At 74.2% G+C, this 25,485-nt stretch carries 22 protein-coding genes; 13 read left to right on the plus strand and 9 right to left on the minus strand.

The annotated features are described in order from the left end of the window. Positions 1-3: 3 nt before the first annotated feature. Positions 4-471, plus strand: a complete 468-nt coding sequence (locus ACI2LW_RS04870) for a type II toxin-antitoxin system PemK/MazF family toxin (protein WP_404729704.1) — start codon at positions 4-6, stop codon at positions 469-471. A 152-nt stretch (positions 472-623) separates the two neighbouring features. Here the strand turns inward: ACI2LW_RS04870 and ACI2LW_RS04875 are convergent, their stop codons facing one another. Next, on the minus strand, positions 624-1,460 hold the full coding sequence (locus ACI2LW_RS04875) for a TIGR02452 family protein (RefSeq protein WP_404729705.1): 837 nt from the start codon (positions 1,458-1,460) through the stop codon (positions 624-626). A gap of 312 nt (positions 1,461-1,772) precedes the next feature. Here ACI2LW_RS04875 and egtA point away from each other — a divergent pair, with 312 nt between their 5' ends. Genes egtA through egtD form a run of 4 tightly spaced genes read left to right on the plus strand, consistent with a single transcriptional unit; the run spans position 1,773 to position 6,275 of the window. After that, a complete protein-coding gene (egtA, locus tag ACI2LW_RS04880) occupies positions 1,773-3,119 on the plus strand; it encodes an ergothioneine biosynthesis glutamate--cysteine ligase EgtA (protein ID WP_404729706.1) in 1,347 nt (448 codons plus the stop codon). Next, complete coding sequence (gene egtB / locus ACI2LW_RS04885; RefSeq protein WP_404729707.1) at positions 3,116-4,525, plus strand: ergothioneine biosynthesis protein EgtB; 1,410 nt, start codon at positions 3,116-3,118, stop codon at positions 4,523-4,525. The genes egtA and egtB overlap by 4 nt, the downstream gene beginning before the upstream one ends. Then, positions 4,525-5,316 (plus strand): ergothioneine biosynthesis protein EgtC, encoded by a 792-nt coding sequence (egtC, locus tag ACI2LW_RS04890; RefSeq protein ID WP_404729708.1) that lies wholly within the window; start codon positions 4,525-4,527, stop codon positions 5,314-5,316. The genes egtB and egtC overlap by 1 nt, the downstream gene beginning before the upstream one ends. Further along, on the plus strand, positions 5,313-6,275 hold the full coding sequence (gene egtD / locus ACI2LW_RS04895) for an L-histidine N(alpha)-methyltransferase (protein ID WP_404729709.1): 963 nt from the start codon (positions 5,313-5,315) through the stop codon (positions 6,273-6,275). Before egtC ends, egtD begins: the two co-directional genes overlap by 4 nt. Positions 6,276-6,813: 538 nt before the next feature. Here the strand turns inward: egtD and ACI2LW_RS04900 are convergent. Beyond that, complete coding sequence (locus tag ACI2LW_RS04900) at positions 6,814-8,079, minus strand: extracellular solute-binding protein (protein WP_404729710.1); 1,266 nt, start codon at positions 8,077-8,079, stop codon at positions 6,814-6,816. 222 nt (positions 8,080-8,301) lie between these two features. Between ACI2LW_RS04900 and ACI2LW_RS04905 the strand changes: the two genes are divergently transcribed. After that, the gene (locus ACI2LW_RS04905) at positions 8,302-8,517 is read left to right on the plus strand and encodes a dodecin (RefSeq protein WP_355891460.1); all 216 of its coding nucleotides are present in this window, start codon (positions 8,302-8,304) and stop codon (positions 8,515-8,517) included. A 35-nt stretch (positions 8,518-8,552) separates the two neighbouring features. On the opposite strand, the gene ACI2LW_RS04910 is transcribed toward ACI2LW_RS04905, so the two are convergent. Then, on the minus strand, positions 8,553-9,044 hold the full coding sequence (locus ACI2LW_RS04910) for a hypothetical protein (RefSeq protein WP_404729711.1): 492 nt from the start codon (positions 9,042-9,044) through the stop codon (positions 8,553-8,555). A 165-nt stretch (positions 9,045-9,209) separates the two neighbouring features. On the opposite strand from ACI2LW_RS04910, the gene ACI2LW_RS04915 reads away from it, so the two are divergent. The 4 genes from ACI2LW_RS04915 (at position 9,210) to ACI2LW_RS04930 (ending at position 14,213) form a co-directional block, all read left to right on the plus strand. Beyond that, complete coding sequence (locus ACI2LW_RS04915) at positions 9,210-9,443, plus strand: hypothetical protein (protein ID WP_404729712.1); 234 nt, start codon at positions 9,210-9,212, stop codon at positions 9,441-9,443. Between the two features lie 89 nt (positions 9,444-9,532). Then, positions 9,533-10,531: an MsnO8 family LLM class oxidoreductase gene (locus ACI2LW_RS04920; RefSeq protein ID WP_404729713.1), complete on the plus strand. Its 999-nt coding sequence runs from the start codon at positions 9,533-9,535 to the stop codon at positions 10,529-10,531. A 78-nt stretch (positions 10,532-10,609) separates the two neighbouring features. After that, a complete protein-coding gene (locus tag ACI2LW_RS04925; RefSeq protein ID WP_404729958.1) occupies positions 10,610-11,749 on the plus strand; it encodes a MerR family transcriptional regulator in 1,140 nt (379 codons plus the stop codon). Positions 11,750-11,846: 97 nt separating this feature from the next. After that, a complete protein-coding gene (locus ACI2LW_RS04930; protein WP_404729714.1) occupies positions 11,847-14,213 on the plus strand; it encodes an ATP-binding cassette domain-containing protein in 2,367 nt (788 codons plus the stop codon). 161 nt (positions 14,214-14,374) lie between these two features. Here ACI2LW_RS04930 and ACI2LW_RS04935 read toward each other — a convergent pair whose 3' ends face one another. From ACI2LW_RS04935 to ACI2LW_RS04945, 3 genes are read right to left on the minus strand one after another with little or no spacing between them, the layout of a single operon-like run. Then, the gene (locus ACI2LW_RS04935) at positions 14,375-15,124 is read right to left on the minus strand and encodes a succinate dehydrogenase/fumarate reductase iron-sulfur subunit (RefSeq protein ID WP_404729715.1); all 750 of its coding nucleotides are present in this window, start codon (positions 15,122-15,124) and stop codon (positions 14,375-14,377) included. Further along, positions 15,121-17,070: a fumarate reductase/succinate dehydrogenase flavoprotein subunit gene (locus ACI2LW_RS04940; protein ID WP_404729716.1), complete on the minus strand. Its 1,950-nt coding sequence runs from the start codon at positions 17,068-17,070 to the stop codon at positions 15,121-15,123. Before ACI2LW_RS04940 ends, ACI2LW_RS04935 begins: the two co-directional genes overlap by 4 nt. A 1-nt stretch (position 17,071) precedes the next feature. Next, positions 17,072-17,743, minus strand: coding sequence for a succinate dehydrogenase (locus ACI2LW_RS04945; protein WP_404729717.1), 672 nt, complete (start codon positions 17,741-17,743; stop codon positions 17,072-17,074). Between the two features lie 120 nt (positions 17,744-17,863). On the opposite strand from ACI2LW_RS04945, the gene ACI2LW_RS04950 reads away from it, so the two are divergent. After that, positions 17,864-18,751 (plus strand): LysR family transcriptional regulator, encoded by an 888-nt coding sequence (locus tag ACI2LW_RS04950; RefSeq protein WP_404729718.1) that lies wholly within the window; start codon positions 17,864-17,866, stop codon positions 18,749-18,751. A gap of 771 nt (positions 18,752-19,522) precedes the next feature. Here ACI2LW_RS04950 and ACI2LW_RS04955 read toward each other — a convergent pair. The 3 genes from ACI2LW_RS04955 to ACI2LW_RS04965 all read right to left on the minus strand — a co-directional run bounded on the left by ACI2LW_RS04955 (position 19,523) and on the right by ACI2LW_RS04965 (position 23,798). After that, a complete protein-coding gene (locus ACI2LW_RS04955) occupies positions 19,523-21,667 on the minus strand; it encodes a putative bifunctional diguanylate cyclase/phosphodiesterase (protein WP_404729719.1) in 2,145 nt (714 codons plus the stop codon). Beyond that, positions 21,664-22,476 (minus strand): SAM-dependent methyltransferase, encoded by an 813-nt coding sequence (locus ACI2LW_RS04960; RefSeq protein WP_404729720.1) that lies wholly within the window; start codon positions 22,474-22,476, stop codon positions 21,664-21,666. The genes ACI2LW_RS04955 and ACI2LW_RS04960 overlap by 4 nt, the downstream gene beginning before the upstream one ends. A 365-nt stretch (positions 22,477-22,841) precedes the next feature. Beyond that, on the minus strand, positions 22,842-23,798 hold the full coding sequence (locus ACI2LW_RS04965) for an SCO0930 family lipoprotein (RefSeq protein WP_404729721.1): 957 nt from the start codon (positions 23,796-23,798) through the stop codon (positions 22,842-22,844). Between the two features lie 763 nt (positions 23,799-24,561). Here ACI2LW_RS04965 and ACI2LW_RS04970 point away from each other — a divergent pair. Both ACI2LW_RS04970 and ACI2LW_RS04975 read left to right on the plus strand, forming a co-directional pair. Then, positions 24,562-24,690: a hypothetical protein gene (locus ACI2LW_RS04970; RefSeq protein ID WP_404729722.1), complete on the plus strand. Its 129-nt coding sequence runs from the start codon at positions 24,562-24,564 to the stop codon at positions 24,688-24,690. A 16-nt stretch (positions 24,691-24,706) separates the two neighbouring features. Next, entirely contained in the window at positions 24,707-25,471 is a 765-nt protein-coding gene (locus ACI2LW_RS04975) for a hypothetical protein (protein ID WP_404729723.1), read from the plus strand. The last annotated feature ends 14 nt before the right edge of the window (positions 25,472-25,485 follow it).

Here is a 25,485-nt window from a genome sequence, read left to right on the forward strand (position 1 = left end):
GCCGTGACTGCGTACATCGACGAGGACGTTCCCGGCCGTTACGGCCCCACCGCGACCACCGAGGCCGACCCGCGCGAGGTCGGCCGGGTGCGCACCGAGTACTCGCCCGCCCACGACGGCGATCCCGACCCCGGGGAGATCGTCTGGACCTGGGTGCCCTACGAGGAGAACGACGGGCGGGGCAAGGACCGTCCGGTGCTGGTGGTGGCCCGGGAGCCCGCCCGGACGTTCCTGGCCGTGCAACTGTCCAGCAAGGCGCACGACGGGGACCGCGAGTGGGTGCCGATCGGCAAGGGCCCCTGGGACCGGTCGGGCCGTGACTCGTGGGTGAACGTCGACCGGGTGCTGCGGCTGCACGAGGAGGGCATGCGGCGCGAGGCGTGCGCGCTGGACCGGATGCGCTTCAACTCCGTGGTGCACCGGCTGCGCGAGCGGTACGGCTGGACCTGGCAGCGGCACGGCTCGACGTGAGTGCCGCCGCCCGCGGCCCGGGTCCCGGTCTCCCTGCCGCGCGGCGGGAGACGGGCCCGGGCCGCGGGCGCGGCAGGCGGCGACGGCGGGGACCCGCGGGGCGGCAGGCGGCAACGGGAGGCCGGCAGGGGCGGTGAGCGCAGGGGCTATGGCTACGCCCGCGGTCGCGTCAGCGTCCCGAACGTCCGCGCGAAGGTCTCGCGGACCACGGCTCCCGGTGTGCGGTCCAGTACTCCGAACACCACGTGGTCGAAGGCGGCGGCGAACCGCCCGCCGGGGGCCAGCAGCGTACGGAAGGCGGTCGCCACCTGGACCGGGTCGTTGCGGAACACCCCGCAGCCCCACGCCCCGAGCACCAGCTGCCGGTAGCCGTGGGCGGCGGCCGTCTCCAGCACCCGCTCGGCGCGCACCGCCAGCGCGCCGGGCAGTTCGGCGGCCCGTTCGGGCGCGTCGCGCCGGACGACCCCGGCGTTCGGCGCGGCCGCGGTCAGGAAGCCGACGGTGTACGGCTCGTCCAGGAGCCGTCCGGTGTCGTCGCGGAAGACGGGCACACCCGGCGAGTGGACGACCCGGTCCGAGTAGAAGGGGTCGCGGTGGGCCCGGTGGTGGTCGTAGAACGGGCGGGCCCTCAGCAGGCAGGTGTACAGCGCGGAGGCGCGGCACAGCGCCTCCTCCTGGGCCTGGGCGCCGTTGAGGTAGCCGCCCCCCGGGTTGCGCGCCGAGGCGAAGTTCAGCACGGCCACCGGGCCGGTGAGCCGGCGGGCCGCCGCCAGGCTGCTCTCGCCGGTCACCTCGAGCAGCGTCCCGGCCGGGCCGGCGGCCGGGGCCGGCGACACCGGCACCGGGTCCGGCCCGTACATGCGGGTGCCCGCCCGGGCGGCCTCGACGGCCGCCGCGACCGGCACCTCGCGTCCGTCGGCGGCGCGGTAGGCGCCGGCCATCACGATCTGCTCCGTCTGCTGTGCGATACCGCGCAGGCGCGCGCTCATGGCGCCACCCCCGTGGACGCCATGAGCGCGGCCCACGCCGGCTCCCCCGTGCCTTTCATGCACGCATCGTGGGCGATTCCCCAGCCCCGCCGCAACGGGGTTTCCCGGTCCGTGAAGCCGTCGGCGACCTGGGGGCGAGCCGGGGCCGCCCCACGGCCGACATCGCGGAAGCGAGAACGACGGGGCAGAATTGTCACGATCTGCACCCTTGTGCGGATCGACCGGAGGGTCTTGGGTGGGACGGTATGCCGCCGGCCCGGGCCCACCGGTTCACGGGCCGACGACATGGTGGAATCTCAGGAGGATCCCGACATGTCCGATGCGGAAAGTGGCTGTACGGAACGGCACGAGCCCCGTACGGCCGTCACCGAGGCCGAGGTGGAGGCCTTGGTCAGTGGCATCTGTTTCAAGACCGGACCACCCCGGGCCGTCGGCGTCGAAGTCGAATGGCTCGTCCACGAGCTGAGCACCCCGCGGCTCCCCGTCACACCCGAACGTCTCGAGGCGGCGTACGCCGCCGTACGGACCGTGCCCCTGAGGTCGGCGCTCACCGTCGAGCCCGGCGGCCAGCTGGAGCTGAGCTCGCCGCCCGCCGCCTCCCTGATGGAGTGCATCGGTACCGTCTCCGCCGACCTCGGCGCCGTCCGCGGCGTACTGGCCGGACAGGGCCTGGCCCTCGTGGGCCTGGGCCACGACCCCTGGCACACCCCCCGCAGGTTCCTGCGCGAGCGGCGCTACGACGCCCTGGAGGCCTGCCTGGACCGCGACGGTCCGGCCGGCCGCCACATGATGTGCGCCTCGGCCTCCGTCCAGGTGTGCCTGGACGCCGGGCACGAGGAGCCGGGGCCGCTCGGCCACGGACGGCGCTGGTGGCTCGCGCACCGGCTGGGCGCGGTCCTGGTAGCCGCCTTCGCCAACTCCCCGCTGCTCGCGGGGCGGCCCACCGGCTGGATGTCCACCCGGCAGCAGATGTGGACGCGGATCGGCCCGGGCCGGGCGGGCGCTCCCCCGCTCGACGGCGACCCGCGTGCGGCATGGGCCCGGCACGTGCTGGACGCGCCGGTGATGTGCGTACGGCGCGAGGACGGGCCCTGGGAGGTGCCCGAGCGGCTGACCTTCCGGGACTGGGCGCGCACCCGGCTGCCGAGGCCCCCCACCGAGGACGACCTCGACTACCACCTGACCACGTTGTTCCCGCCGGTCAGGCCGCGGGGGCACCTGGAGCTGCGCATGATCGACGCGCAGCCCGGCGACGACGGGTGGATCGTGCCGCTGGCGGTGACGGCGGCGCTCTTCGACGACCCGGCGGCGGCCGAGACCGCGTACCGGGCGGTCAAGCCGCTCGCCGAGCGGGCCGGGCCGCGGCCCGCGCCGCACAACGCGCTGTGGGTGGAGGCGGCCCGGTCGGCGCTCGCCGACAGCGAGCTGCGGGAGGCCGCCGCCGGCTGCTTCCGGGCCGCGCTGGAGGCCCTGCCCCGGCTCGGGGCCACCACCGAGGTGACGGACGCCGTCGCGGCGTTCGAGGACCGCTACGTCCGCAGGGGCCGCTGTCCCGCGGACGACCTGCTCGACCGGCTGAGCCGCTCCGGCCCCGCCCCCTCCCGGCTCCATACGGCCGGGGGAACATCCACCGTCGACGGGAAGGACATCCGCTCATGACCGGCCCCGCACCCGACACCGAGCCCGTGTCCACGACCGTGTCCGGCACCGAGCCCGCCACCGCCTCCGGCGCCGGGTCCGCGGCCGCGGCCGCGGCCGACCCCGAGACGCTCCGTGAGCGGGTGCTGGCCACGCTGACCACGGCGCGCGACCGCACCACGCTGCTCACCACCTGCGTGGAGGACCGGGACCTCACCGCCCAGCACTCGCCGCTGATGTCCCCGCTGGTGTGGGACCTCGCGCACATCGGCAACCAGGAGGAGCAGTGGCTGCTGCGGGCCGTCGCGGGGCGTGAGGCGATGCGCCCCGAGATCGACGGCCTCTACGACGCCTTCGAGCATCCGCGCGCCGAACGGCCCTCGCTGCCGCTGCTGCCCCCGCAGGAGGCCCGGGCGTACGCCGCGGAGGTGCGGGGCCGGGCGATGGACGTGCTGGAGTCCACCGCCTTCCACGGATCCCGGCTGACCGAGGCGGGCTTCGCCTTCGGCATGATCGCGCAGCACGAACAGCAGCACGACGAGACGATGCTGATCACCCATCAGCTGCGGCGGGGACCACGGGCCCTGACCGCGCCCGACCCCGATCCGGCGCCCCTGTTCACCGGGCCGCCGGAAGTCCTCGTGCCCGGCGGCCCGTTCACCATGGGCACCTCCAGCGAGCCCTGGGCGCTGGACAACGAACGGCCCGCGCACCGACGCGAGGTGGCGCCGTTCTGGATCGACACCACCCCGGTGACCAACGGCGCCTACCAGGCGTTCATCGAGGACGGCGGCTACGACGACCCGCGCTGGTGGGCGCCGGAGGGCTGGGCGCACATCCGGCGCCACGAGATCACCGGGCCGCTGTTCTGGCGGCGCGACGGCGGGCAGTGGCTGCGGCGCCACTTCGGCGCCGTGGAGGCCGTACCGCCCGAGGAGCCGGTGCTGCACGTGTGCTGGTACGAGGCCGACGCCTACGCCCGCTGGGCCGGGCGGCGGCTGCCCACCGAGGCCGAGTGGGAGAAGGCGGCCCGCCACGACCCGGCGGGCGACCGCACGATGCGCTACCCGTGGGGCGACGCCGACCCGGGTCCGGACCACGCCAACCTCGGCCAGCGGCATCTGCGGCCGGCCCCGGCGGGCAGCTATCCGGCGGGCGAGTCGCCGCTCGGCGTACGGCAGTTGATCGGTGACGTGTGGGAGTGGACGGCGAGCGACTTCCTTCCCTACCCGGGGTTCACCGCGTTCCCGTACAAGGAGTACTCGGAGGTCTTCTTCGGACCGGAGTACAAGGTGCTGCGCGGCGGTTCCTTCGCCGTGGACCCGGTGGCCTGCCGGGGCACCTTCCGCAATTGGGACTACCCGGTCCGGCGGCAGATCTTCTCCGGGTTCCGCACGGCCCGCACGGCCGGCTCGGAGGACGTCTGATGTGCCGTCACCTCGCCTACCTCGGGCCGCCGGAGCCGCTCGGCCGGCTCCTCGTGGAGCCGGCGCACGCCCTGTACCGCCAGGCGTGGGCGCCCCGGCGCCAGCGCAACGGCACGGTCAACGCGGACGGCTTCGGCGTCGGCTGGTACGCCGAGGACGACCCCGTCCCGGCCCGCTACCGCCGGGCCGGGCCCATCTGGGCCGACCTGTCCTTCGCCGACCTGTCCCGGGTGGTGCGCACCAGGGCGCTGCTGGCCGCGGTGCGGGACGCGACCCTGGCGGGCGCGGACGCCGAGGCCGCGGCGGCCCCGTACGCCGCGGGCCGGTGGCTGTTCAGCCACAACGGCGCCGTGACCGGCTGGCCGGACTCGCTCGCGGGGATGTCCCGCCGCCTGCCCCCGCGCGACCTGCTGTCGCTGGAGGCCCGCAACGACTCCGCGCTCGTGTGGGCGCTGGTGCTGGCCCGGCTGCGGGCGGGCGACGAGCCCGGACAGGCGGTCGGCGACACCGTGGTGGAGGTCGCCGCCGCCGCGCCCGGCTCCCGGCTGAACCTGCTGCTCACCGACGGGGAGACGATCGTCGCGACGGCCTGGGGCGACAGCCTGTGGTACCTGACCGGGCCCGGCGGCCGCACGGTCGTCGCCTCCGAGCCCTACGACGACGACCCGCACTGGAAGCAGGTGCCCGAGCGCACGCTGCTCGCGGCGAGCCGCACCGACGTCCTGCTCACCCCGCTCAAGGACCTCACCGAGGACCTGGCATCCGTACCGTCCGAGGAGCCCCGTACGTGAGTCCGTTCCGCATCACCCGCACCCTGCCCGAGGACGCCATGGCGGCCGCGCTGCGCGCCGACGTCCAGGAGGGCCTGACCGCCGACCCCAAGTCGCTGCCGCCGAAGTGGTTCTACGACGCGCACGGCAGCGAGCTGTTCGAGCGGATCACCGAACTGCCCGAGTACTATCCGACGCGCGCCGAGCGGGAGATCCTCGCCGGCCGGGCCGCGGACATCGCCGCCGCCCTGCCCGCGCGCACGCTCGTCGAACTGGGCTCCGGCTCCTCGGAGAAGACCCGGTACCTGATCGGCGCGCTGACGGAACTGGACACGTACGTGCCCGTCGACGTCAGCGACAGCGCGCTGACCCAGGCCGGCCAGGCGCTCGTCGCCGAGCGGCCTCAGCTGCGCGTGCACGCCCTGATCGCCGACTTCACGGCCCCGCTGACGCTGCCCGAGGCGCCCGGCCCGCGGCTGCTGGCGTTCCTCGGCGGCACGATCGGCAACCTGCTGCCCGCCCAGCGGGCCGAATTCCTCGCCGGGGTGCGCGCGCTGCTGTCCCCCGGGGACGCCCTGCTGCTCGGCACCGACCTGGTCAAGGACGAGGAGGTCCTGGTCCGGGCGTACGACGACGCGGCCGGCGTGACGGCCGCGTTCAACAAGAACGTGCTGAACGTGGTCAACCGCGAGCTCGGCGCCGACTTCGACCCGGCGGCCTTCGACCACGTGGCGCTGTGGGACGCCGCCCAGGAGTGGATCGAGATGCGGCTGCGCTCCCGTGTCGCCCAGACCGTGAAGGTGCCCGCCCTCGACCTCGCCGTCGACTTCGCGGCGGGCGAGGAACTGCGCACGGAGGTGTCGGCGAAGTTCCGCCGGGAGGGGGTGGAACGCGAACTCGCCGCCGCCGGACTGCACCTGACCCGGTGGTGGACCGACAGCGCGCGCCGCTTCGCGCTGTCCCTGAGCATGGCCCGGTGAGGCGGGCCGGGGTGGCCGGCGGGGTTGCGCGGACGGCCGCGGCGGCCGGGGCCCGCGTCGGCCGCCCAGGCCGGAACGGCCCGCCGACCACGGCGGAGCATCGGCGGGGTGCCCCAGTGACGCGGCGGACGGCCGGGCGGCCCACGGGCTGCGCGGCCGGCCGTCGAGGCCGGGACGGCCCGCCGACGATGGCTGATCGGGGCCGGGGTGCCCGCCGACCACAACGGCCGGTCGGCGGGGCTGCCCCGGGCACGGCGAATCGCCGGTACGACCGGGACGGCCAGGGCCGCTTCGGCCCGGTCGGCCGGAGCGGCCGACCAGCCGAGGTACCCCGCCGGCGCGACGGCCGGCCGAGTCGGCCGGAGGCCGGGGCGGCCAGCGCGGCCAGGTCCGCTTCGGCCGACCGGCCGGAGCGGGCCGCCCGCGCGGTGGGCGGCCAGGTCCACCGGCCGGATGGGCCGAGTCGGCGGGCCGGCCGGGGCGGCCGGCGCGGCCGGGCGCGTCTGGTCGGTCGGGGTGGCCGGGCGCCTCTGGCCGGTCAGCGGGGGTTCGGTGCCAGGAGGGCTGTGATGCGGCGTGAGGCGCGGCGGGCCTCGGGCAGTGGGTCCGCGCCGGTCAGTACCTTCGTCATCCAGGACTTGATCGGGTTGTCGGCCTCGACCGCGGCCCACTGCGGGGTGTTGGGCGTCGCCCGGCCGTGCGCCGCGCCCGCCGCCATGGCCGCGACGCCCTCCTCGCCGGCGACCGCGGACGCGAGCGTGGTCTTGTTGGGCACGTAGTTCATGGTCCGGGCCAGCTCGGTGTCCCACTTGGCGCCGGTCAGGGCCTCGACCACGGCGACGGCGGCGTCGCGGTCGTCGGTGTTCCTCGGCACGATCAGGTCGGAGCCGCCGGTGAACACGGCGCCCGGCCGGGCGGCCGTCCTGCCCGGCACGGGGAAGAAGCCCAGCCGGTCCTTCAGATCGGGGTTCTTCCGCACCACGGCCTGGGCGAGCCCGGGCACGGCCACGATCTGCGCGACCTTGCCGGCCGCGAACACCCCGGTCTGCGGCGGGTGTTCCTCGTCGGCCCCGACGGGACCCCGGCCGAGCGCCTGCAGCCGCCGGTAGAAGTCCATCCCGCGCAGCGCGGCCGGGGTGTCCAGGGTGCCCTTCCAGACGTTGCCGTCCTGCCGGGCGAGGTCGCCGCCCTCGTCCCAGATGAAGCCGGACAGCGTGTACCAGTCCTGCCCGGCCAGGTAGATCCCCTGGTTCCCGCCCGAGTTGAGCTTCCCGGTGTCGGCGAGCCACTCGTCCCGGGTGCGCGGCGGTGAGGTGATGCCCGCCTTGCGGAACAGGTCCTTGCGGTAGATGACGACCCGGTTGGCCGCGTACCAGGGGATGCCGTACTGCGCGGTGTTGTCCAGCCCGGGCTCGGCGAGGCCGGGCAGCCAGTCCCGCATGCCCCAGTCCCGCATGGACTCCAGGGTCAGATTGGTCAGCCGGCCGCCCTCGACGTACTGCGCGACCTGGGTGTTGCCCACCTCGATGACGTCGGGTCCGTCCGGGTCGTGCCCCGTGAGCGCGGTCTGCACCTTGCGTCCGATGCCGGTCCACTCCTGGATGCGGACGTCCAGGCGCAGATCGCCGTGCTCACGCTCGAAGTCCTCGGTGAAACGGCGCAGGAACTCCTGCGACGCGCTGTCCTTCATCAGCCACACGGTGACGGTGTGCCGTCCGCCCGAACCGCCCGGCAGCACACCGCAGGCGCCGGCCGCGCCGAGGGAGGCCAGGACGAGGGCGAGGGCGGAAAGGCGACGTCTCACGAGCAGTCCTGTTCTGCCTTGGGGACAGGGAACGGCTCCCGACGTGGGGGCGCGAGCAGGGCTCGCACGGGGCGAGCTGAAGTTTGGTATGGACCAATGCCCGCGTCAAGGGTGGTACGGCCCCCGGGCCCCACGCCTCGCGCTCCGCCTCGCCATACGGCACGGTGGAGTGACGCGTGACACATCCGTTACGGACGGATACGGACGGAGAGGACCACCCGCATGACCGACCACACGTACCGGGTCACCGAGATCGTCGGCAGCTCCCACGAGGGCGTCGACCAGGCCATCCGCAACGCCATCACCCGCGCCTCGCAGACCCTGCGCAACCTGGACTGGTTCGAGGTGACGCAGGTCAGGGGGCAGATCGAGAACGGGCAGATCGAGCACTACCAGGTCGGTCTGAAGGTCGGCTTCCGCATCGAGGACGCGGACTGACCCACTGGCGGGGCAGGACCCCGCCGCGCACGCGCTCAGGTGCGGCCCTCGTTCTCCTGGGCGTCCCGCAGTTCCCCGGAGGGCGCGGTCCAGCGGGCCACCAGGACGGGGAAGCCCGCCCGCCGCGCGTCCTCGCACACCACCTCGTCGTCGTCCACCAGGACCCGGATCTCCCGGTTCCGGGCGAGCCGGCGCAGGATCTCCAGCTTGGTGCGGCGGGCGGGCCTGCGGTCGTGGTCGGGCCGCATGTACACCCGCCCCTCGGGCAGTCGGTGCGCGGCCAGCCAGTCGAGGGTGTCCCGGCGGCACCGCTCGGGCCGCCCGGTGAGGTAGACGACCTCGCACTCGGACGCGCTCTCCCGGGCCAGCCGTACGCCTTCGGCGAGCGGCGGGTCCGCGGGCGCGGCGGCGAAGAAGCCGTCCCAGTCCCGCGGCCGGCGCTCCAGGAACCGCTGCCGGTGAGCCGTGTCCGCGAGCGTGTTGTCGAGGTCGAACACGGCGAGGGGCCGTCTGCTGCTGTCCGTCACGGCGCCAGCCTACGGCGGCTGCGGGGACCACCTCGCGTGCGCCGTGGGGCCGCGGACCTCCCCGCGTGCGCCGCGGGTCCGGGAGCCGGCGCCCCGGGCCCGCCCCCGGGTACGGACGGCCGGCGTCCGGATGCGCGGGCCGGGCCCGCCCCCGATGATGGGTACATGTCCGGAGCACTGCCCGTGATCGTGCACCCGCCCTCCCCGACGGGCGGCCGGCGCGTCCGTGTGAACGGCGAGATCCTGGGGCTGGCGTACAGCATCGCCGACGTCGCCGAGTTCCTCCGCCGCGCCGGGCTCGACATCGACGTCGTGGAGGCCTCGGTGTCCCCGCTCATCGACTGGCGCGGCGGCGGCCCGGAGTACTGGGGCCCGGAGCCCGGCGACACCCCCGGGTGATCGACGACACCCCCGGGTGAACGGCGCCGGGCGGACCCCGGTCCCGTCTTCCCCGGGAATCCCGGCGCCGGGCACGCGTTGAAGCTCTTGTGAGTTCCCTGATCGCCGCCACCCGCTTCTCGATCCTCGACCGCTCCCGCACCCGCGAGGGCCGCCCGGACGGCGAGGCGCTGCGGGACACCGTGCGCCTGGCGCGGGAGGCGGAGCGCCTCGGCTACCACCGCTTCTGGGTGTCCGAGCACCACGGTGTGCCGGGCGTCGCGGGATCCGCGCCGACGGTGCTGGCCGCCGCGGTCGCCGCCGCGACCTCCACCGTCCGGGTCGGCACGGGCGGCGTGATGCTGCCCAATCACCGGCCCCTGGTGGTGGCGGAGCAGTTCGGGGTGCTGGAGTCGCTCTTCCCGGGCCGTATCGACATGGGCCTGGGCCGCTCGGTCGGCTTCACCGACGGGGTGCGCCGGGCCCTGGGCCGCGGCAAGGACGACGCGGAGGACTTCGCGGCGCAGCTGGCCGAACTCCTCGGCTGGTTCGAGGGCGGCTCCCCGACCGGTGTGCGCGCCCGGCCCGCGGAGGGGCTGCGCGTGCCCCCGTTCGTCCTGGCGATGGGCGAGGGCGCCGCGATCGCCGCCCGGGCGGGACTGCCCATGGTCATCGGCGATCTGCGCGACCGGAAGCGGATGCTCGAGGGCATCGACCGCTACCGCGCCGCTTTCCGCCCCTCCCCCTGGGCCGCGGAGCCGTACGTGGTCGTCTCCGGCACGGTCGCGGTGGCCGCCACCGCGGCCGGCGCCCGCCGGCTGCTGGTCCCGGAGGCCTGGTCGATGGCGCACGCCCGCACCCACGGCACGTTCCCCCCGCTGCGGCCCGCCGAGCACGTCGAGCCCGCGGCGATGACCGCCAAGGAGCGCGGACTGTACGAGTCCGGCCTGGCCGGCCACATCGCCGGCACCGAGGACCGGGTCGCCCACGAGCTGGAGACGCTCCTGAAGGACACGGGCGCCCAGGAGGTCCTGGTCACCACGAGCACGTACGACCGCGAGGCCCTGACGGACTCCTACCGGCGCCTCGCACGGATCTTCACGGCGTAGCGGCGGCGGACCGCCCCGCGTGGTGGAGTTGACCCTCGACCTTGTCGAGGGCCCAGAGTCACGGGTGTGGAGAACGAGATGTACAGCATCGGGGAGATGGCCCGGGACAGCGGCCTGGGGGTGAGCGCGCTGCGGTTCTACGACCGTGCCGGTGTGCTGGTGCCCGCCCGGGTGGACCCGGTCAGCGGCTACCGCTGGTACGGAGCCGGGCAGCGCGAGGAGGCGCGGTTGCTGACGCGACTGCGCCGGGCCGGCATGCCGCTCGCCGACATCCGCCTGGTCCTGGCCGGCTGGTCCAACGCCGACACGGATCTGGTGCGGGCGCTCCTCCAGGCGCATCTGCACCGTCTTCAGGCGGGCCTGTCCGAGGCGCACAGCGAGTTCTCCGCCGTCCAGGCACTGCTCGACCACAGGGAGGACCCCATGACCTCGCTCCGCACCGCTGCCGTCCGGCTGTCCCTTCCCGCCGCGGAACTGGCCGCCGCCCTCGACGCGGTCCGCTTCGCGGCCGGCACGGACCCGGAGCTGCCGATGCTGGCCGGCGTCCTGTTCGACATCGGGGGCGGGACGCTGACCGTGGTGGCCACCGACCGCTACCGGATGGCCGTCGCACGAGCGCGCACCGCCGGGCACGACGGACCCCGTGCGCAGGCCGGGCGCGACGCACCCCGTGCGCAGGGCGGGCACGACGCACCCCGTGCGCAGGCCGTCGTGCCGCTTCCGCTCGTCGACGCGATGCGCGCCCTGCTCGGCGGCGGCGAGGAGACGGTGCGGCTCGCGGTGGACGGGGACCGTGTGACGCTGGAGGCGGGGGACCGCCAGGCGGCCGGCCGGTGCGCCGGCCACGACTTCCCCGACCACCGCCGCCTCGTCGGCCTGCCGGCCGGGCGCCGGGTCCTGGTGGACGTGCCCGCCTTCCGCAAGCTGCTGGAGACCGGCCCGGTCCGCGAGAGCCGGGTGCGCGAGCAGGACGGCCTGCCCTACGACCTGAGCGTGCTCGAGGTCACCGGCGACGGCACGGTCGCCCTCTGCGCGGACGACGGCGAGGACGGCGGCCGTACGGCCGTCAACCGCGCGTTCCTGCTGCACGCTCTCGCCGCCGGGGACCGGGACGAACTGGTCCTGGAGTTCGGCGCCCCCACCGCCCCGCTGGCGATCCGCCGCCCCGACGACGAGGGCACGTTCTCGATCCTGATGCCGGTGCGGCTCGACGACTGAGGAAGTGGGCCGGGCGGCACTCGCATAGGATTGCGAGGTTTGCCCGTCCGTGCGTCCGCACCCGGTGTGCGTCCGCACCCGGTCCCGGAGTCTCGTCATGCACACCCCCCACGACCCGTACGTCCGTGTCCGCGGTGCCCGTGAGCACAATCTGCGGGGGGTGGACGTGGACATCCCGCGGGACGCCCTGGTGGTGTTCACGGGGGTGTCGGGGTCGGGGAAGTCGTCGCTGGCCTTCGGCACGGTCTACGCGGAGGCGCAGCGGCGGTTCTTCGAGTCGGTGGCGCCCTACGCGCGGCGGCTGATCCACCAGGTGGGGGCGCCGAAGGTGGCGGAGGTGAGCGGTCTGCCGCCGGCGGTGTCGCTGGAGCAGCGGCGGTCGGCGCCCTCCTCGCGGTCGTCGGTGGGGACGGTGACCAATCTGTCCAACTCCCTGCGCATGCTGTTCTCGCGGGCCGGGGACTACCCGCCGGGTGCGCCGCGGCTCGACTCGGACGCCTTCTCGCCCAACACGGCGGCCGGGGCGTGCCCGGAGTGCCACGGGCTGGGGCGGGTGCACCGCACGACCGAGGAGTCGCTGGTCCCCGATCCGTCGCTGTCCATCCGTGAGGGGGCGATCGCCGCCTGGCCGGGGGCGTGGCAGGGCAAGAACCTGCGGGACGTCCTGGAGGCACTCGGCTACGACGTCGACCGGCCCTGGCGCGAGCTGCCCGCCGAGCAGCGCGAGTGGATCCTGTTCACCGACGAGCAGCCGGTGGTGACCGTGCACCCGGTGCGGGAGGCCGGACGTATCCAACGGCCGTACCAGGGCACGTACATGAGCGCCCGGCGGTATGTGATGAAGACCTTCGCGGACTCCCGGAGCGCGACGCTGCGGGCGCGGGCCGAGCGGTTCCTGGTCGCCGAGCCCTGCCCGGTCTGCGGGGGCCGCAGGCTGCGTCCCGAGGCGCTGGCCGTCACCTTCGCCGGGCGGACCATCGCCGAGCTGGCGGCGCTGCCGCTGGGCGAGCTGGCGGGGGTGCTGCGGGGGGCGTCCGAGCCGGCCCGGGTGCTCACCGAGGACCTGCGGAGCCGGATCGCACCCGTCGTGGAGCTGGGGCTCGGCTATCTGAGCCTGGACCGGGCCGCGCCCACCCTCTCCGCGGGCGAGCTGCAACGGCTGCGGCTGGCCACGCAGTTGAGGTCCGGGCTGTTCGGGGTGGTGTACGTGCTCGACGAGCCGTCGGCGGGACTGCACCCGGCCGACACCGAGGCCCTGGTGACGATGCTGCGGCGGCTGAAGGCGGCCGGGAACTCGGTGTTCGTCGTGGAGCACCACCTGGACGTGGTGCGTGGGGCCGACTGGGTGGTGGACGTCGGTCCGCGCGCCGGGGAGCACGGCGGGCGGGTGCTGCACAGCGGGCCCGTCGCCGGGCTGGCGGAGGTCGCCCGGTCGGCCACGGCGCGCTTCCTGTTCGGGCCCGCGGCGGCGCCGCGACGCCGGGACCGGCGCCCGCGCGGCCGGCTCACGGTCGGTCCGGTCACCCGGCACAATCTGCGCGGGGTGACCGCCGCGTTCCCGCTCGGCGCGTTCACCGCGGTCACGGGTGTGTCCGGGTCCGGGAAGTCCACGCTTCTCGGCGAGATCACCGAGGAGACCGCCGGCGTGGGCCGGCTGGTGTCCGTGGACCAGCGGCCCATCGGCCGCACCCCGCGCTCCAACCTGGCCACCTACACGGGGCTGTTCGACGTCGTACGGAAGGTGTTCGCCGCCACGGACGAGGCGCGCGCACGCGGTTACGGCGTCGGGCGGTTCTCCTTCAACGTGGCCGGAGGGCGCTGCGAGACCTGCCAGGGCGAGGGCTTCGTCAGCGTGGAGCTGCTGTTCCTGCCGACCACCTACGCCCCGTGCCCGGCTTGCGGCGGGGCGCGCTACAACCCGGAGACGCTCGAAGTGACGTACCGCGGGCGGAACATCGCCCAGGTGCTGGACCTGACGGTGGAGGCCGCGGCGGGGTTCTTCGCGGACGTCCCGGCCGCCGCCCGCAGTCTGGACACGCTGCTCGACGTGGGCCTGGGCTATCTGCGGCTCGGCCAGCCCGCCACCGAGCTGTCGGGCGGCGAGGCGCAGCGCATCAAGCTGGCGAGCGAACTGCAGCGCGGCCGCCGCGGCCACACCCTCTACCTGCTCGACGAGCCGACCACCGGGCTCCACCCGGCCGATGTCGAGGTGCTGATGCGGCAGTTGCACGGCCTCGTCGACGCCGGGCACACCGTGATCGTGGTCGAGCACGACATGTCGGTCGTGGCGGGCGCGGACTGGGTGGTCGACCTCGGGCCGGGCGGCGGCGACGAGGGCGGCCGCGTCGTGGCGGCGGGGCCGCCCGAGGAGGTGGCGCGGGCGGAGGGAAGCGTCACGGCCGCGTATCTCGCCCGAGCGCTGCGAGCCGCGCCGCGGAACGGAGCCGCTGGGCAGGAGCGGTGAGTACGGGGGCGGAAGGGGCCGTCGGGATCCACGGGTTGGGGGTGGAGGGCCGACGGGATCCACGGGTGGGGGGTGGAGGCTGACGGGGCCGGGGACGAGCACCTGTCCCCGGCCCCGCCCGTCCGCACCGTGCCGGCGAACGTGCGAGGGGCCGCGCGCCGTCAGCGCTTGGCGGCCTTGCGGGTGGCCCTCAGCCACTCCTTGTTCATGCCGGTGATGGACGCGAGCGGGATGCCCTTGGGGCAGGCGGTCGCGCACTCGCCGGTCAGGGTGCAGCCGCCGAAGCCCTCCTCGTCCATCTGGGCCACCATGTCCAGCACCCGGGTCTCGCGCTCGGGCGCGCCCTGCGGCAGGACGTTGAGGTGGTTGATCTTGGCGGAGGTGAAGAGCATCGCCGCGCCGTTGGGGCAGGCGGCCACGCAGGCGCCGCAGCCGATGCACTCGGCGTGCTCGAACGCGAAGTCGGCGTCCGGCTTGGGCACGGGGGTGGCGTGGGCCTCGGGCGCCGAGCCGGTGGGCGCGGTGATGTATCCGCCGGCCTGGATGATCCGGTCGAAGGCGGAACGGTCCACCACCAGGTCCTTGACCACGGGGAAGGCCGCGGCCCGCCACGGCTCGACGTCGATGGTGTCGCCGTCCTGGAAGGAGCGCATGTGCAGCTGGCAGGTGGTGGTGCGCTCCGGGCCGTGCGCGTCGCCGTTGATGACGAGGCTGCACGCGCCACAGATGCCCTCGCGGCAGTCGTGGTCGAAGGCGACGGGGTCCTCGCCGGAGAGGATGAGCTGTTCGTTGAGGACGTCCAGCATCTCCAGGAAGGACATGTCGGGCGAGATGCCGTCCACCTCGTAGGTGGACATGGCGCCGTCGGTGTCGGCGTTCTTCTGCCGCCAGACGCGCAGGGTGAGCTTCATGCGTAGCTCCGCTGAGTGGGGTGGACGTACTCGAAGACCAGGTCTTCCTTGTGCAGGGCGGGGGCCGTGCCGGTGCCCGTGAACTCCCAGGCCGCGACGTAGCCGAACTCGTCGTCCCGGCGGGCCGCCTCGCCGTCGGGCGTCTGGGACTCCTCGCGGAAGTGGCCGCCGCAGGACTCGTCGCGGTGCAGGGCGTCGAGGCACATCAGCTCGGCGAGCTCGAGGTAGTCGACGATGCGGTTGGCCTTCTCCAGCGACTGGTTGAACTCCTCGCCGGTGCCGGGGACCTTGATGCGCCGCCAGAACTCCTCGCGGATCTGCGGGATGCGCTCGAGCGCCTTGCGCAGACCGGTCTCCGTGCGGGACATGCCGCACAGCTCCCACATGAGTTCGCCGAGTTCGCGGTGGAAGGAGTCGGGGGTGCGGTCGCCGTCGACGGCGAGGAGCAGGCCGAGCCGGTCCTCGGTCTCGGCGAGCACCTCCTGGACGACCGGGTGGTCCGGGGTGACCTCGTCCTGGTGCGGGTGGCGGGCCAGGTAGTCGTTGATGGTGGCCGGCAGGACGAAGTAGCCGTCGGCCAGGCCCTGCATCAGCGCGGAGGCGCCGAGGCGGTTGGCGCCGTGGTCGGAGAAGTTGGCCTCGCCGATGGCGAACAGGCCGGGGATCGTGGTCTGCAGGTCGTAGTCGACCCACAGGCCGCCCATGGTGTAGTGCACGGCGGGGTAGATCCGCATCGGCACCTCGTAGGGGTTCTCCGCGGTGATCCGCTCGTACATGTCGAAGAGGTTGCCGTACTTCTCCTCGACCTTCTGGCGGCCCATCCGCTTGATGGCGTCGGCGAAGTCCAGGTAGACGCCCTGGCCGCCGGGGCCCACGCCCCTGCCCTCGTCGCAGACGTTCTTCGCGGCGCGGGAGGCGATGTCGCGGGGCACGAGGTTGCCGAAGGAGGGGTAGATGCGCTCCAGGTAGTAGTCGCGTTCGTCCTCGGGGATCCGGTTCGGCGGGCGGGTGTCGCCCTTGGCCTTGGGCACCCAGATACGGCCGTCGTTGCGCAGCGACTCGCTCATCAGGGTGAGCTTGGACTGGTGGTCGCCGGTGCGCGGGATGCAGGTGGGGTGGATCTGGGTGAAGCAGGGGTTGGCGAAGTACGCGCCGCGCCGGTGCGCCCGCCAGATCGCGGTCGCGTTGGAGTTCATGGCGTTGGTGGACAGGTAGAAGACGTTGCCGTACCCACCGCTGGCCAGGACGACGGCGTCCGCGAAGTACGTGTCGATCTTCCCGGTGATCAGGTCGCGGGCGACGATGCCGCGGGCCCGGCCGTCGACGACGATCAGGTCCAGCATCTCGGTGCGCGGGTGCATCTCGACGGTGCCGGCCGCGATCTGCCGCGACAGCGCCTGATAGGCGCCGAGGAGGAGCTGCTGGCCCGTCTGGCCGCGGGCGTAGAAGGTGCGGGAGACCTGGACGCCGCCGAAGGAGCGGGTGTCGAGCAGGCCGCCGTACTCGCGGGCGAAGGGCACGCCCTGCGCCACGCACTGGTCGATGATCTCCACGGAGATCTGGGCGAGGCGGTGCACGTTGGACTCGCGGGAGCGGAAGTCGCCGCCCTTGACGGTGTCGTAGAACAGGCGGTGGACCGAGTCGCCGTCGTTGCGGTAGTTCTTGGCCGCGTTGATGCCGCCCTGCGCGGCGATGGAGTGGGCCCGGCGCGGGGAGTCCTGGTAGCAGAACTGGATGACGCGGTAGCCCTGTTCGGCGAGGGTGGCGCCGGCGGAGCCGCCCGCGAGGCCGGTGCCGACGACGATGACCGTCTGCTTGCGCCGGTTGGCGGGGTTGACCAGCTTGGCCTCGAACCGGCGCTTGTCCCAGCGCTCGTGGATCGGGCCGGAGGGCGCCTTGGTGTCGGCGACGGGTTCGCCGGTCGTGTAGTCGGCGTAGGAGGTCATGTCAGCTCACCACTCCGGTCATCACGCCCACGGGGACGGCGATGAAGCCGGCCGTGAGCAGCAGTGCGAGGATGTTCGCGGCGGTCTTCAGGGCGCGGTCGCGCCTGCGGCTGCCGACGCCGAGGGTCTGGGCGGCGCTCCAGAAGCCGTGCCGGATGTGCAGGCCGAGCGCCAGCATGGCCACGATGTAGATCACGTTGCCGTACCAGGTGGAGAAGGTGTCCACCACGTTCTGGTACGGCCGGCCCTCCTGGAAGCCGCCGGAGTGCACGGTGCCGGTGGTCAGGTCGAGGAGGTGCCAGACGATGAACAGGCCGAGGATGATCCCGCCCCAGCGCATGGTGCGGGTGGCGTAGCTCGCCCGGGGCCGTGCGTGTACGTACTTGGCCGGGCGCGCCTTGATGTCGCGCCGGCTGAGCTGGTACGCGGAGACGGCGTGGGCGACGACCGCGGCCACGAGCACGACACGGATCAGCCAGAGCGTCCACTCGTAGTGCATGAACGGTTCGCCGACGGTGCGCAGCCAGTGCGCGTAGTGGTTGAAGTCGCCGGCCCCGAAGTAGATCTTCAGGTTTCCGATCATGTGGACGACCAGGTACAGCAGCATGATCAGACCGCTGACCGCCATCACGGTCTTCTTGCCGACGGTCGAGTCCCACACGGTGCGTGCCATGGACGGCCGTCGGTCCGTCCGCGTTGCCAGTGCCATGGGAAGGAACGCTAGGGCCGAAGGTCCCCATCGGTCCAAGACATGGTGCGGCTCGTTTCGATAGGGGGCAGCTATCATGGCCGGATGCAGTTCCAGCAGCTCCAGTACTTCGTGGCGGTCGCCGAGACCCGGCACTTCACCCGGGCCGCCGAGCAGGTCCACGTCGCCCAGCCCTCGCTGTCCCAGCAGATCAGGGCGCTGGAGCGGGAGCTGGGCGCGGATCTGTTCCTGCGGGCGCGCGGCAACATCACGCTGACCGACGCCGGGGAGGCGCTGCTGCCGCTGGCCCGCCGGATCCTCGCCGACGCCGACACCGCCCGGCACGAGGTGCAGGAACTGGTGCAGCTGCGCAGCGGCCGGGTGCGGCTGGGGGCGACCCCGAGCGTGTGCACCGGCCTGCTGCCGGATGTGCTGCGCGCCTTCCACGACCGCTACCCCGGCATCCGGCTGCTGATCGAGGAGGGCGGCTCCCACGACCTGGTACGGGAGCTGGCGCGCGGCGCCCTCGACCTCGCCCTGGTCGTGCTCCCGCTGCCGACGCCCTCCCCCGCGCTCACCACGGTGGAGCTGCTGCGCGAGGACCTCGTGGTGGTGTCCTCGCCGGAGGCTCCCGCACCCGGCGGCCCGGCCCGGCGGACCGTGCGCGTCGCGGACCTGGAGGGCGAGCGGCTGGTGATGTTCCGGCACGGCTACGACCTGCGGGAGCTGACCGTCGCCGCGTGCCGCGCCGAGGGCTTCGAACCGGACTTCGCGGTGGAGGGCGGCGAGATGGACGCGGTGCTGGGCTTCGTACGGGCGGGGCTCGGGGTCGCCGTCGTACCGCGCATGGTGGCCACCCGCTCCGGCCGCGGCCTGCGGGTCACCCCCCTGGCCCGCCCGGGCCTGCACCGCACGATCGCCCTGGCCCACCGCAGCGACGTGGCCCCGCCCCGGGCGGCCCGCGAACTCCAGCGCATGCTGCTGGAACGCTGACGGATGCCGCCGGAGCACCGGGGGCACGCGCGCGCCCGGGGGCGCGGGGCGCGCGGGCACGAGGGGCGCGCGGGCACGAGGGGCGCGCGGGCACGAGGGGCCGGCGACCCCGAGGCCCGGGGACGGGCACCCCTCCGGCCTCCGGGCCCGCCGCCCGCGCACGGCCCCGGCCCCGTCTCGGTCGGCAGGAGCCGGCAGGCGCCCGCCGGGGCACCCGCTGAAGCACCCGATTCCGAACCCGCGAGCACCCGCGGGTGCCGTGCACGGGCCGGGTGCGTGGTGGCTCAGGCGAAGGCGGTCGGCCCCGGTCTGCCCGCGGGTCCGCGCCGCCGCGGCCCCGGCCGCCGCCCTGGCCGCCACCGGACGGCCGGAGGAACGACGGGCCGACCGGCCCGGGGATCCGCCTGCCGGCCACGGCGGCGGCTGAACGGCGGTTCCGGCGCGGCGGGGCCACGGCACGAGAGAGCCCACGGCGCAAGAGGACCCGCGGAGGCCGAACCGACGTGCGCCCCCGGGGCCCCAGACCTCGCGGGACCCAGGCCCCCCGGGATCGCGGTCCCCGCGGTATTACAGCCCCGCGCCGCCAGGGGACCGCAGGGACCCCAGGGACCCCAGGGACCCCAGGGCCCGCGGGACCCAGGCCCCCCGGGATCGCGGTCCCCGCGGTATTACAGCCCCGCGCCGCCAGGGGACCGCAGGGACCCCAGGGCCCGCGGGATCACGGCCCGCGCCGCCGCGGGGAGGCGGGCCCGCGGCCCCGCGGGACGTTGTTCAGCCCGCGGCGTCCACCAGGGCGAGTTGGTGCAGGCGCTCCGGGGGGCCCGGGCGGGCGTAGTACCAGCCCTGGGCGGTGTCACAGCCCAGGACGCGCAACTGCTCGGCCTGGGCGCCGGTTTCCACGCCCTCCACCGTGACGGCGAGGTCCAGGCTGTGGGCGAGGGCGACGATCCCCTCGACGATCTTGAGGTCGACCGGGTCGGCCGGGAACTGCTGCATGCCCCGGGTGAAGGACCGGTCCAGTTTGAGGACGCTCACCGGCAGCCGGCGCAGGTTGGCGAGGTTGGAGTAGCCGGTGCCGAAGTCGTCCAGGGCGATGTCCACGCCCATGTCGGCCAGCCGGCGCAGCGGCTTGAGCAGGTCGTCGTCCGCGCCGATCAGCGCGGACTCGGTGACCTCCAGGCACAGCGCGTCGGGGGCCACGCCGGCCCGCTCGAGGATGTCCACGGTGTCCTGCACCAGCCGGGGATGGGTGAGCTGGCAGGGCGAGAGGTTGACGTTGATGCGCAGCGGGCTGCCGGTCCCGTCCGGGTCGTGCAGTTCCCGCCACTCGCGGGCCTGGCGCACCGACTGCTCCATGACCCAGCGGCCCAGCGGAACGATCAGCCCGGTGTGCTCGGCCAGCGGGATGAACCGGTCGGGGCCGAGCACACCGTGCTGCGGATGCAGCCAGCGCACCAGCGCCTCCGCGCCCCGCACGCTGCCGTCGCCGAGGTGCACCAGCGGCTGGTACTCGATGAAGAACTCGCCCCGGTCCAGGGCCGCCGGCAGCGCCGTGGTCAGCCCGTGCCGGGTGATGGCGCGGGCGTCGGCCTCCGGGTCGGCCAGCTCGAAGCGGTTGCCGCCGGCCGACTTGGCCCGGTACATGGTGATGTCGGCGCTGCGCAGCACCTCCGCCGCGCTGCGCTCCCCGACCGGCCCCTCGACCACGCCGATGCTGCCGCGCACGGACAGCTCCCGGCCGTCGATGCGCACCGGCGCGGCCAGCGCGTTCAGGATGCGCGCGGCGAGGTCGCCGACCTCGTGCTGGGTGCCGGGCCCGGTGGTCAGTGCGACGAACTCGTCGCCGCCGAGCCGGGCGACCATCTCGCCGGGCGCGGTCGCGCACGACTGCAGCCGGTCGGCGACCTCGACCAGCAGCCGGTCCCCGGCCGCGTGCCCGAGGCTGTCGTTGATGGTCTTGAAGCCGTCCAGGTCGAGGTAGCACAGCCCGAAGCGCTGGCCCCCGCCCGCGCTCAGCGCCTTCTCCAGGCGCTCGAAGAACAGGGTGCGGTTGGGCAGGCCGGTGAGCGCGTCGTGGGTGGCCTCGTAGCGCAGCCGCAGGTTGAGCAGCCGCCGCTCGGTGGTGTCCTCCATCAGCGCGAGCTGGTACTGCGGGTTGCCGTCGGCGTCGCGGAGCAGGGAGACGGTGAGGTTGGTCCACAGGACCGTTCCGTCAGGGCGGTAGAACGCCTTCTCCACGTGGTAGTGCTCGCGTTCGCCGCGGACGAGTTCCTCGTACAGCCGCCAGACCTGCGGGGCGTCGTCGGCGTGCGTCCACTCCCGTACGTTGCGGCCGCGCATGCTCTGCTCGGAGCCCCCGAACATGCGCAGCAGGGCACCGTTGACCTGGAGCACGTTGCCGTCCAGGTCGGCGATGCCGATGCCTATGGCCGCGCCCTCGAACACGGCCCGGAAGCGGGCCTCGCTCGCGTGCAGCGCCTGCGCGACCACGCCCTGGGCGCGCAGCGCGGCCTGGGCGATCGCCTCCTGCTCGGCCAGCGTGCGCTCGCGCAGCGCCCGCGCGAACCCGGCGGCCATCGCGTGCTGCAGCCGCGCGGAACGGGCCCGCAGGTCCTCCTGGTCGCCGTCCTCGCCGCAGTACAGGACCAGATAGGCGTCGACGCAGTCCAGGGAGCGGCTGAGCGCCTCCGGCGTGGTGCAGTGCGCGGCGACGAGTCCCGCCCCGACCGCCTCGCCGGCCTGTGCGTCGAAGGTCCTGGCCCGCAGCGCCCGGCTCAACAGGTCGGCCAGTGGCCTCAGTTCCTCCTCGAGTTCCGGGCGGGTCAGCGACGCCGAGGTCACCGGGAAGACCGCCCGGCTCCAGATCGTCGTCAGCCGGCGCAGTCTGTCCTCCGGCCCGTCCGGCTCCGCGCTCACGCCGTGCGCCCCACGCCGGCGAAACCGGAGAAGCCGTAGGGATCCTCCTCCTCCGGCGCCGTCTCCGGCCGCCAGAGCGGCATCGGCACCAGTCCGGGCTCCACCATGTCGTACCCCTCGAAGAACCGTGCGATCTCGTCGCGCGAACGCATGATCAGCGGGTTGCGTATGTTCTTGTACACGTCCACCGCGCCCTCGGACCGCTCCTGCGGCAGCGGGATCCCCTCGTACGAGGCGTGCGTGAGGACGAGCAGGCTGCCGGGCGCGAGCGCGTCGCGCAGCTCGGCCACCGCAGCGCCGGGGTCGTCCGTGTCTTCCACGAAGTGCAGTATGGCAACGAGAAGCAGCGCCACTGGCCGATTCAGATCTATCAGCCGCTCCAATTGGGGGCTCTCCAGGATCTCCTGGGGCTTGCGCAGATCGGCCGCGACCACGTCCGCGTTCTCGTTGCCCGCCAGCACGGCCTGGCTGTGGGCGACCGCGACCGGGTCGTGGTCGACGTACAGCACCCGCGCTCCGGGACTGGCCCGCTGGGCGACCTCGTGGACGTTGCCGAAGGTGGGGATGCCCGAGCCGATGTCCAGGAACTGGGTGACGCCCTCGTCCACGGCGAAGCGCACGGCACGGCGCATGAACGCCCGGTTGGCCTGCATGATCTTGGGCAGCCCCGGCATGAACTCCATGGCCCTGCGGGCCGCTTCCCGGTCCACCTCGAAGTTGTGCGAACCACCCAGGTAGTAGTCGTAGATACGAGCGACGCTCGGCACCGAGATGTCGATACTCCGTGGGGCCCAAGCAGGACGCTCCATCTTCTCTCCCAGGCTAGGCGATCCGGTGTTCGAGCCAGAGGCTACTGATCGCCTGCCAAAGGGGCGAGGGGAAACGGAAATTGACCATCCGTTCCCGGTCACCACCTGCGGGCTTCGTCGGCCGGTGCGTCCGTATCACAGCCGGATTGTGCCGGTGTGCACAGGGCCGCGCCGACTCGTCGCACGGTGCGCGCGGGGCGCGTGTGCCGGTCGCACACGGCGGACCGCCCCCTCCGTGCGGTGCGGAGGGGGCGGTCCGGTCGGTGGCGCGCCGTCGGGTTGTCCGGCGCTCTCGCTCTGCGTCATCCCTCCCTTCCGTGTCCGGCACCGTCGGGTGGGGCGATCGACCCTGGGGAGGTTGATGCCTACTTCGGCGCGCCCACCGGCTTTCCGTCCGGGGACACGGCGTACCAGGTGCCGCCGACCCCCTGACCGTTGGTGTCTCCGGGCGCCTTGTCGCCGGAGAAGGTGTAGATCGGCCAGCAGTCCACGGTCATCTGCTTGACGCCGTCCGGCCGGGTGAAGCCCATCAGGCCCTTCTTCTCCACGCCCTTGGTGTCGGCGGCCTTGACGGGCGCGACGGCCGGCCACTTCTCCAGGCAGGCGCCGGTGCAGGCGGACACCGGCTTCGGCCACGCCTTGTCCTTCATGAAGCGGTAGACCGTCATGCCGTTGCGGTCGACCACGATCTCGCCCAGCTCGGTCTTCTTCACCGACAGGCCCGGCAGGCTCGCCAGGGACGCCTTCTTGCCGTTGGGGGCCATGGCGTACCACTTGCCGCCCACGCCCTGGCCGGTGACGTCACCGGCCTTGGTGTCCTTGGCGTAGCGGTAGGCGGGCCAGCCGGCGATCGTCAGCTGCTTGGTGCCGTCGGCGCGGGTGACCTCGCCCAGCAGGGCCTTGTCGATGCCGGCGCCGGCCGTGGCGTCGTCGGCGGGGACGGGCGGCCAGGCCTTGGCGCAGTCGCCGTCGCAGTTGGACTTGGGGGGCTCGGCCGTGTCCTGGTCGAAGCGGTACAGGGTCATGCCGGCGCTGTCCGTCAGCAACTTGCCCAGCTCCGCGTTGGTGGAGACGGCGAGCTGTCCGGCGGTCTTCGACGCACCGGCGCCCTGCTGGCCGTCGGCGCCGTAGCCGTTGCCGGCGCCGGTGCCCGCTCCGGCGCCGACGCCCGTGCCGACCCCGCCCACTCCGCCCACCGGGGCGGTCGCACCGACGTTCTGGCTGCCCGCCGCCGGGCTGCTGTCCTGACCGCACGCCGTCGTCAACGCCAGTACGGCCGCGGCCGTCGCCACGAGCGAGGCGCTCCGCCAGGAGGTGTTCATCTCAAACTCCCCATAATCACAAGGGTGTTGCAGCGCCCTGCTGCGCCGCCGCACGACACTGGGTACGCATGGGGGTGGCGGTTGTGTTCAACGTGACAGGAAAAAGTTTCGGAACCCGGTGACCGGTTTCGCGCCGCACCCGCACGCGCGCGCACATCGACACCCGCGGGGGTGAACCGGCGGGCCGAAACGCCGAGCCGCGTGCGTCCCACCTTCGTGGCATTCGCGCCGCATCGCGGCGTGCCCTGGTCCGCGAACGCCCATGATCTCGCTCGTGCACCGACCCGAACCGAACCGACCGGCCCTGGTGCTGCGGCTGCTGGCCCCGGTGGCCCTGGCCTGGACGTGTCTGGGCGCGCCGGCCCCGCCCGCCGCGGCCGATGCCTGCGCCTACGCCTCCACGGGCCCGGACGGCAGCGTGGCCGTGTCGGCGGCCGGCGGCTCCTGGCCCTCGCCGCCGCCACCGTGCCCCGCCCCCACGCCCGAGCCGGAACCGCCCTGTCCGAGCCCGACCCCCGCACCGACGCCGACACCCACACCCACACCGACCCCCAGTCCGCCGCCGCCCCCGCCGAGGCCCACCCCCGTGCCGGAACCGCCCCCGCGGCCGCGGCCGGTCCCGCCGCCCGCACCGCCCACCCGGCCGGCCCCTCCGCCGCGCCCCGCACCGCCCGCACCTGCCCCGCCCCCGGTCCGCGAGGCCGCCCCGAAGCCCCCGCCGGCCCCCGGGCCGCGCCCCCGGCCCCCGGCGTCCCCGGTGGCGGTGAACTATCCCGCGCACCACCCGAAGCCGCACCGGCGCCCGCCCCGGCACGGTCCGTCGCCACTGACCTACGTCCTGCTCATCGCCGTGCCCGCGCTGGCCGCGGTGGCCGCGCTCCGCCCGCGCTGACCCTAGGAGGGATCCGTTGTCGGAATGGCTTGTTCTCGCCCTCGCGATGCTGGCCGCCTGCGCCGTGGTGGTCGCGATCACCCTCGTACGGCACCGCACGGCCGCCGAGGACGACGACCCCAGCGAGACCCCCGACGTCATCGAGTACATGACGATGTGGATCGGCGTGGTGTACGCCATCGTGCTGGGCCTGGCCATCGCCGGGGTCTGGGAGGCACGCGTCGCCGCCCAGGACCAGGTCCAGGCCGAGGCCCAGGCGCTGCACGAGGTGTCCGAGCGCGTGCGGGTCTACCCTCCCGCGGTCCGCGACCGCATCCGCTCCGACATCGACGTCTACGTCGGGCACGTCGTCGGCGCCGAGTGGAAGGAAATGGCCGAGCACGGGCGGGTCACCCCGCTCGGCGACCGGCTGCTGGACCGGGTCCGCGCGGACGTCACCGACTACCGCCCGGCCTCGGACTACGAGGCGCAGGCCTACCAGCCGCTCGTGGACCAGGTGGCCGCCGCCGACCAGGCCCGCACCGCGCGCGCCGGCTCCACGGGCGCGACGATGCCCCCGGTGGTGTGGTTCGGCCTGCTCTCGGGGGCCGTCGTCACCATCGGCATGGTGTTCGCGCTGCAGATCCGGCGCACGGCGCGGGAACTGGTGCTGGCGGGGTTGTTCTCCGCCCTCATCGCCTTCCTGCTCTTCCTCATCTGGGACTTCGACGCCCCCTACAGCCGGGGCGTGCAGGCGGCGGCCGGCCCCTTCCTGGACCTGTTCCCGCACCTGTCCCCCTGACGGCCCCTCACCGA

Origin of the sequence: Streptomyces sp. NPDC004065, assembly GCF_044903565.1 — a bacterium.
In the GTDB taxonomy this organism is placed as follows: domain Bacteria; phylum Actinomycetota; class Actinomycetes; order Streptomycetales; family Streptomycetaceae; genus Streptomyces.

Coding starts and splice junctions, on each gene's coding strand:
- ACI2LW_RS04965 (WP_404729721.1), bottom strand. CDS start 23,798: ATGAACACCTCCTGGCGGAGCGCCTCGCTCGTGGCGACGGCCGCGGCC.
- ACI2LW_RS04875 (WP_404729705.1), bottom strand. CDS start 1,460: ATGAGCGCGCGCCTGCGCGGTATCGCACAGCAGACGGAGCAGATCGTG.
- ACI2LW_RS04940 (WP_404729716.1), bottom strand. CDS start 17,070: ATGACCTCCTACGCCGACTACACGACCGGCGAACCCGTCGCCGACACC.
- egtB (WP_404729707.1), top strand. CDS start 3,116: ATGACCGGCCCCGCACCCGACACCGAGCCCGTGTCCACGACCGTGTCC.
- ACI2LW_RS04905 (WP_355891460.1), top strand. CDS start 8,302: ATGACCGACCACACGTACCGGGTCACCGAGATCGTCGGCAGCTCCCAC.
- ACI2LW_RS04935 (WP_404729715.1), bottom strand. CDS start 15,124: ATGAAGCTCACCCTGCGCGTCTGGCGGCAGAAGAACGCCGACACCGAC.
- egtA (WP_404729706.1), top strand. CDS start 1,773: ATGTCCGATGCGGAAAGTGGCTGTACGGAACGGCACGAGCCCCGTACG.
- ACI2LW_RS04930 (WP_404729714.1), top strand. CDS start 11,847: ATGCACACCCCCCACGACCCGTACGTCCGTGTCCGCGGTGCCCGTGAG.
- ACI2LW_RS04945 (WP_404729717.1), bottom strand. CDS start 17,743: ATGGCACGCACCGTGTGGGACTCGACCGTCGGCAAGAAGACCGTGATG.
- egtC (WP_404729708.1), top strand. CDS start 4,525: ATGTGCCGTCACCTCGCCTACCTCGGGCCGCCGGAGCCGCTCGGCCGG.
- ACI2LW_RS04960 (WP_404729720.1), bottom strand. CDS start 22,476: ATGGAGCGTCCTGCTTGGGCCCCACGGAGTATCGACATCTCGGTGCCG.
- ACI2LW_RS04950 (WP_404729718.1), top strand. CDS start 17,864: ATGCAGTTCCAGCAGCTCCAGTACTTCGTGGCGGTCGCCGAGACCCGG.
- ACI2LW_RS04915 (WP_404729712.1), top strand. CDS start 9,210: ATGTCCGGAGCACTGCCCGTGATCGTGCACCCGCCCTCCCCGACGGGC.
- ACI2LW_RS04925 (WP_404729958.1), top strand. CDS start 10,610: ATGTACAGCATCGGGGAGATGGCCCGGGACAGCGGCCTGGGGGTGAGC.